The organism is Streptodolium elevatio, from assembly GCF_053592165.1.
On record NZ_JBSFVE010000057.1, the window covers coordinates 1 to 6633 of the forward strand.

6 protein-coding genes are annotated in these 6633 nt (G+C 71.4%); 2 read left to right on the forward strand and 4 right to left on the reverse strand.

What is annotated here, in order from left to right:
• Positions 1–197: 197 nt before the first annotated feature.
• Positions 198–482, reverse strand: coding sequence for a DivIVA domain-containing protein (locus ACWD12_RS40640; RefSeq protein ID WP_450103898.1), 285 nt, complete (start codon positions 480–482; stop codon positions 198–200).
• Between the two features lie 344 nt (positions 483–826).
• Here ACWD12_RS40640 and nhaA point away from each other — a divergent pair, with 344 nt between their 5' ends.
• Positions 827–2140, forward strand: coding sequence for a Na+/H+ antiporter NhaA (gene nhaA, locus ACWD12_RS40645; RefSeq protein WP_450103899.1), 1314 nt, complete (start codon positions 827–829; stop codon positions 2138–2140).
• Positions 2141–2278: 138 nt separating this feature from the next.
• Here the strand turns inward: nhaA and ACWD12_RS40650 are convergent, their stop codons facing one another.
• From ACWD12_RS40650 to ACWD12_RS40660, 3 genes are all read right to left on the reverse strand, one after another.
• A complete protein-coding gene (locus tag ACWD12_RS40650; protein ID WP_450103900.1) occupies positions 2279–2584 on the reverse strand; it encodes a DUF3040 domain-containing protein in 306 nt (101 codons plus the stop codon).
• A gap of 735 nt (positions 2585–3319) precedes the next feature.
• Positions 3320–4282: a sigma-70 family RNA polymerase sigma factor gene (locus tag ACWD12_RS40655; protein ID WP_450103901.1), complete on the reverse strand. Its 963-nt coding sequence runs from the start codon at positions 4280–4282 to the stop codon at positions 3320–3322.
• A 21-nt stretch (positions 4283–4303) separates the two neighbouring features.
• Complete coding sequence (locus tag ACWD12_RS40660) at positions 4304–5518, reverse strand: NAD(P)/FAD-dependent oxidoreductase (RefSeq protein WP_450103902.1); 1215 nt, start codon at positions 5516–5518, stop codon at positions 4304–4306.
• A gap of 666 nt (positions 5519–6184) precedes the next feature.
• On the opposite strand from ACWD12_RS40660, the gene ACWD12_RS40665 reads away from it, so the two are divergent.
• Complete coding sequence (locus ACWD12_RS40665) at positions 6185–6574, forward strand: transposase (protein WP_450103903.1); 390 nt, start codon at positions 6185–6187, stop codon at positions 6572–6574.
• Positions 6575–6633 lie beyond the last annotated feature (59 nt).

Here is a 6633-nt window from a genome sequence, read left to right on the forward strand (position 1 = left end):
CCGCCCAGTGGTGGATCTGCCTTATCGCCAGACCACCGCGGATGTCGAAGCTGATGTCCAGCGTCGACGCATACGCCTCGGACATGTGGATGCCCCGCAGCGGGACGAACGAGCCGTCGTAGACGACCTCGGCCACCCCGGTCACCCCCCTCTCGCCGCGTCCGGCCTCTGCCCGACGCGGTGCACGCATCCCCCGCTCAGCTGCGGCGGTTCCGCAGCAACCCCCACCGGCGCCGCGGCGGCGCTTCCCCCTTGGAGCCCGGAGCAGCGGCCGTCTCGCCGGCGTCGGCCTCCTCGCCGTCGCGTACGTGCATGGCGGCGAGGAACGCGTCGACCTCGCCGGGGTCGTAGCCGCGCGCGACGACGGTGAACTCGGGCGGCTCCCCGTAGGGCCCGCCGTCCTCGCCGAGCAGGAACCGGTCCACCTCGCCGCGGGCGTAACCGCGCCGCACCAGCGTGAACCCGGGGAACTTGTCGGTCATCGCGCACCTCCACACACTGATCCTGACCACGCCGCCGCCGGGGCAGGCCCGGCGCTCCTGCGGCACCGATCCGCATCGTGACCGGCCAGCGCCGGCATGCGCATTGCCGGATCTCGGCAGAGTTGCGGGCAGTGCCGCGTCGCGATGGCCGTGTGGCGCGCGTAGCTGCACGCGGTTCCGCCGTGAGCGGAGCCTGGCGCTGCCTGCGGATCGTAGGTGTGTGGTGGATGCCCACTGGTTAGGGTGGTGATCAACGCGTCAACAGGCGCGGGGTGTGCCGGGAAGTCTGGTCGGCGTCCGTGGGCGAGTGCGCCCTTGACCGGCCCCGGAAGGCACGCATCGTCATGGCATCCGAGAAGGAACCCCGCACCTTCCTGGGCCTGCCGCCCTGGCCGGAGCGCGCCGTGGTCGCCTCGGCGCTGCGGACCGAGACGGTCGGCGGGGTGGTGCTGCTGGTCGCCGCGGTGGTGGCGCTGGTGTGGGCGAACTCCCCGTGGAGCGCCAGCTACACCGACGTCCGCGACTTCCACTTCGGGATCTCCGCGCTCGGCTTGGACCTGTCCGTGGGGCACTGGACCGCCGACGGGCTGCTCACGATTTTCTTCCTGGTCGCCGGGATCGAGCTGAAACGCGAACTGGTTGTCGGTGAACTGCGCACCCCTGCGACCGCGGCCCTCCCGGCGGTCGCGGCGGTCTGCGGGATGGTGGTTCCCGCAGCCGTCTACCTCGCGACCGTGGGTGTGGGTGGGGGCAGCAGCGAGGGGTGGGCGGTGCCGATGGCCACCGACATCGCCTTCGCCCTCGCGGTCTTGGCGGTGCTGTCCACGCACCTGCCGTCCGCGCTGCGGGCGTTCCTGCTCACCCTCGCCGTCGTCGACGACCTGGGCGCGATCCTGATCATCGCGCTGTTCTTCACCGACGACCTCAACCCCCTCGCCCTGGCGGGTGCCGCCGCCGGACTCGTGGTGTTCTACGTCCTGCAGCGACTGCGGGTGCGCGGCTGGTGGTGGTACGCCCCGCTCGGGATCGCGATCTGGGCGCTGATGTACAACGGCGGTGTCCACGCCACCGTCGCCGGCGTCGCCATGGGACTGATCCTGCGCACCCGCCCCGACGACGGCGCCGGACCCCACCCCCGCGAAGACGCCTCGCCCGGGGACCGCACCGCGCACCTGCTGCGCCCGGCCTCCGCCGCCGTCGCGGCACCGTTGTTCGCGCTGTTCGCTGCCGGAGTCACCCTGTCCGGGCCGGCACTCGGGGAGGTGTTCACCCGCCCCGAACCCCTCGGCGTCGTCCTGGGCCTGGTCGCCGGGAAGACCCTCGGCATCTTCGCCGGAACGTACCTGGCGGCTCGGTTCACCCGCGCCCGCCTCAACCCCGACCTGGCCTGGGCCGACGTCCTCGCCCTCGCCGTCCTGGCCGGTATCGGGTTCACCGTCGCGCTGCTCATCGGCGAACTCGCCTTCACCGACCCGGCCACCACCGAACACGTCAAGGCCGCCGTCCTGGTCGGCTCCCTCCTCGCCGCCGCTCTGGCCGCGCCGCTCCTCAAACGCCGCGACGTGCTCTACCGGCGCCTGTACAAAGCCGAGAACGCCGACCTGGACCGTGACGGCATCCCCGACATCCACCAGCACGGCGACTCCGCAGGGCAGTAGTCACCGAATCGCCCTGCCGTGCTCGAGTGCGCGAGCCCTGGCTCCCCGACCAGCCGATCGGAGGTCCGCTTCACGATGTGCCGCCTCCTGCGTAGCGTCTCCAGGTCCGCCCGCAGCATCGCGACGACCACCGCGTCTTCACTTCCCAGGAACAGAGCCCGCCCCCTGACCCGCAGGCGCCGTCGTTCCCGGAACCGGGCCGGTCGGGGGCGCCGGCGGGGCATCCGTGCTGCCGGTGATTCTGATCAGAATCCCCAGGGACAGCAGGACCGCGAAACTCACGACGATGACCCAGGCAGTGAGCGCGCGCAGGCGCTTGGCGCTGTGCGGGTCTGCGTCGAAGCCTTCGCCGAGCCGCTCCAGGCGTTCGACGAAGTGGGGGTCGTCGTCCGTGAGGCCGCGTGCGATCTCGACGAGGCGAGGGTCGTCCTTCGGAGCATCCACGGCGGTCCCACCATCCGGGCCACGGTCAACCAGAACCCGATACCCGGTGCCTACCCGCCCGGGCCGCCCTGACCCTCACGGTGCCGGGTCGCTGGACGCACCCCGACCGGCCATGGCGGCAATTCACCCCGATCGGTCGCCCGGATGCTTGGCGGGTGACCGGGGCGTCAGGTCGGCGGGACGACCGGTCGCCCGAACTCGCCGTACTCGGTGCGGCCGGTCAGGTGGGCGCGCGTGGATTCCCGACGCAGGATCAACGGGCTGCCCTCGGCCGCGATCCAGAAACACCGTGCTGCCCTGCTCCGTCTGAGCTTCGACCACGTCCGCGCGTGCGATACCGCCCGCATCGCTGCCCGCCGTCGGCCATGCGCGCGCTGTCAGCGGCACCGAACGCGGCACTTCCCGGCCCGAAATGCTTCCGGAAACCTGCAATGCGGTCATCGCTGGAGTCCGACACCATCCGGAAAAGACCAAAGCCCGAGAAGAACGCCTTGTGGGGGGATTCGTGGGAGCGGGAGGCACGAGCAGTACCCGGATGTCCGCGTACGGGGTGGCGTGCAGACTCGTTCGGGTTGATCCGGCGACGTAGCTGTTGGGCCGACCGGGTTGACGTGGTGGAACGCGATCAGGGCGTCGCCGACGCGGACGAGTTGTCCGCGCGGCCGGCGACGTCCCAAGCCCGGGGGCGAGTTCATCACAACGCAGGTGCTGTGCTTGGTCGCAGCCGGCGTCGGATCACCACGCGGTGACGAGCGGCGTGTCCGGTCCCTGTCGGCGCCAGGCTTCGGTGAGGCGGGCGAGGCGGGCGGGGGCGGCGATGCCGCGCACGGTGGCGATCCTGCCGTCGGTGATGTCGAACGTGACGGAGCCGACGACCCGGTCGCCCACGGCGAAGAGGATGGCGGGGGCGCCGTTGACGACTGCGTAGTGGGCGGTGGGCGGGCCGCCGGCGAGTCGGCGTTTCGCGGGGGTGGATGTGAAGCCGGCCCGGGCGATCGCGGCGATGCGCTGCGGGGTGTCGTAGCGCAGCAGCGTCTTGGCCAGGCCGGCGAGGTTGGAGTCGGAGATGGCGATGGCGTCGTCGGTGAGCAGCGCGACGAGGCGTTCGGTGCGGCCGGAGGCGGCGGCGGCGAGGAATTCCTCGACGATCCTGCGGGCGGATGCCCGGTCGGCTTCGCTGCCGCCGCGGCGGCGTTCGGCGGTGATGCGGTGCCGGGCCCGGTGGAGGTGCTGCTGGCTTGCGGATTCGGTGATGTCGAGGATGCCGGCGGTCTCGGCGTGGCTGTAGGAGAACGCTTCGCGCAGGACGTAGACGGCCCGCTCGACCGGCGTCAGGCGCTCCATCAGGGTCAGCACGGCCAGGGACACCGATTCGCGTTGCTCGAAGGTCTCGGCCGGGCCGAGCATCGGGTCGCCGTCCAGGAGCGGTTCGGGCAGCCAGGCGCCGGCGGCGCGTTCGCGGCGGGCCTGTGCCGAACCGAGCCGGTCCAGGCACAGGTTGGTGACGACCTTGGTCAGCCACGCTTCCGGCACCTTGATCTGCTGCCGGTCGGCGGCCTGCCAGCGCAGGAACGCGTCCTGGACGGCGTCTTCGGCGTCGGCGGCGGAGCCCAGCATGCGGTAGGCGAGCGAGGCCAGCCGGTTGCGGCAGGCCTCGAACCGGCTGGTGTCGAAGCGGTCGACGGCGGTGCTGTCCACACGGATCACCCTATGAGGCGGCTATACGACCGCGTTCTTAGGGGACGCGACCGCGATTTCGGCGGCGTCCGGTGCGGCGGCCAACCGGTGCTTGCGTGTGGGCAGGCCGAAGGTCGGATGGGAGGTGGTCCACAGCGACCCCTTGAGGATGCCCGACTTGATGCGCGCGGCCTTCCGGCCGCCCATGTACTTCGGCTTCGCCCGTGCTTGGTCGTCGACCGGCTGCAGGAGCCCGTCCCGCCGCCCGAGGCTGACGTGGTTGAACGTGTACGCCAGCTTGACGTTCGCGATCTTGCGGCCGGTCAGGCGCCCCGTGATCGCTTTGACGGCCTGCATGCCGGTGTAGCCGGCCGTCGCGCAGGACATCGGCATCGGTCGGCCGTTGTCTCCCATGGCGTAGACGCTGTCGCCGACCGCGTAGACGTTCGGGTGCGAGACCGACCGCATCGTGCGGTCGACGACGATCCGGCCGTCCTCGGTGACCTCCAGCCCGCCCTCGGCGGCGATCGGGTTCACCGCGAACCCGGCCGTCCACACCGTCGCGTCGGACGCCAAAACCATGCCGTCGGCACACAGCACCCGCGCCGCCTCGACAGCCTCGACGCTGGCGTGCTCCCAGACGGTGATGCCCAGCCGGTCGCACGCCCGGCGCAGGTGGCCGCGCGCTCCTTCGGAGAGCCGGGCGCCCAACCCGCCGCGCGCGATCAGCGTCACCGACAGACCGGGCCGAGACTCGGCCAACTCGGTGGCCGTCTCGATGCCGGTCAACCCGTCGCCGACGACCACCACACTCCCGCCGCCTTGCCCGTCCAGGCTGTCCAGACGCTCGCGCAGGCGCAGCGCGGCCGGCCGGCCGGCGACATCGAAGGCGTGCTCCACCACACCAGGGATGCCGCGGTGGGCGACGTGGCTGCCGAGCGCGTACACAAGCGTGTCGAAGCCGAGTTCGCCGCCGCCGTCCGCGTCGGCCACCGCAACGATCTGCCGCTCGGGATCGACGGCGGTGACACGGGCCACGCGCAGCCGAATGCCGGTGCCCGCAAAGACGTCGGCGAGCTTCGGGGCCTCGACCTGTTGGCCGGCCGCCAACTGGTGCCCGCGCAGCCGCTGGACGAACTCCGGCGCGGCGTTGACCACGGTGACCTCGACCTCCGCCCGGGACAGCCGACGGACCAGGTTCCCGGCGACGTAGGCCCCTGCATATCCGGCGCCCAGGACGATGATGCGGTGCTTCATGACTCGCTCCCATCAGGTCGCTTGCTCTTCGCGACTTGAGCGGGACAGCGCCCCGATTCCTGACAGGAAGGACATGTGGCCTGCGTCACAGCGAGATGGGAGTGCCGTCCGACGATGCCCACGATGCCCACGACGCCGAGACGGCGCAGACGCGAGCCGAGCCGAACGAGGCGGCCGGCTCCCGGTGTCGCGTCGGTTGCGCGGGCTGCCCGGGCGACGCGGCGGCAACCTGATCCAGACCGGCACCGACTCCTACCGACTCGCCGTCACCCAAGCGCGGGCCACCGCCCAGGACGGCAAGGCAGGCCGACCTCACACCAGGCCCTTTTGCGCTGATCAGCTGAGCAAGCGCTTGGCTGGTCCCTGCAGGAGAGATCATCATGTGGGGATGTCTGAGAAGCCGTTGTCTTAGCGAACTTGGCGTCGGGTTATAGGACTTGGTTTCCCAATGGGGTGAAGTCGGAGCCGTGCGCGCATAAGAGCAGGGCCTCTTGGAATCTCGGTGGTGTCGAAGCCAGTCGAGAGGTCCAGGAGGCCCTGTTGCCACGGTTGTACGCGGTCGCGGCGGCCGAGTCCAGTTCGTTCCCCCGCAGGTGTGACTGCCTAGCGCACCTGTACGGCAACGCGAATGGGCAGCCGGATCGGCAGCGCGGTTACCCGTCGGACATGACGGACGCGGAGTGGGCGGTGCTGCGGGCGTCGCTGTCGGTGCCGGCGTGGCTGGAAGGCCGCGGCGGGCAGCCGGAGGCGTACTGCCACCGGCAGATGGTCGACGCGGTGCGGTATCTGGTCGACAACGGGATCAAGTGGCGGGCGATGCCCGCGGACTTCCCGCCCTGGGACCGGGTCTACGCGTTCTTCGCCCGGTGGCGTGACCGCGGGCTGGTCCGCGAGCTGCACGACGGCTGCGGGCACGCTGCCGGCAGGCCGCCGGCCGCGACGCGGAGGGCCGGCCGAGTCGCACCATGGTGGTTGTGGCGTGTGGTCGGTGAGTTCGGTGCCCCCGGGCCTCACCTATTGCCGCCGAGGAATACCGTCTGGCTGGAGCCCCGGTGAGCCTTCCGCCGAGAGGCGGCCCCGCTCACCGCCCACCTTCGTTGTCGGGCCCGCACACC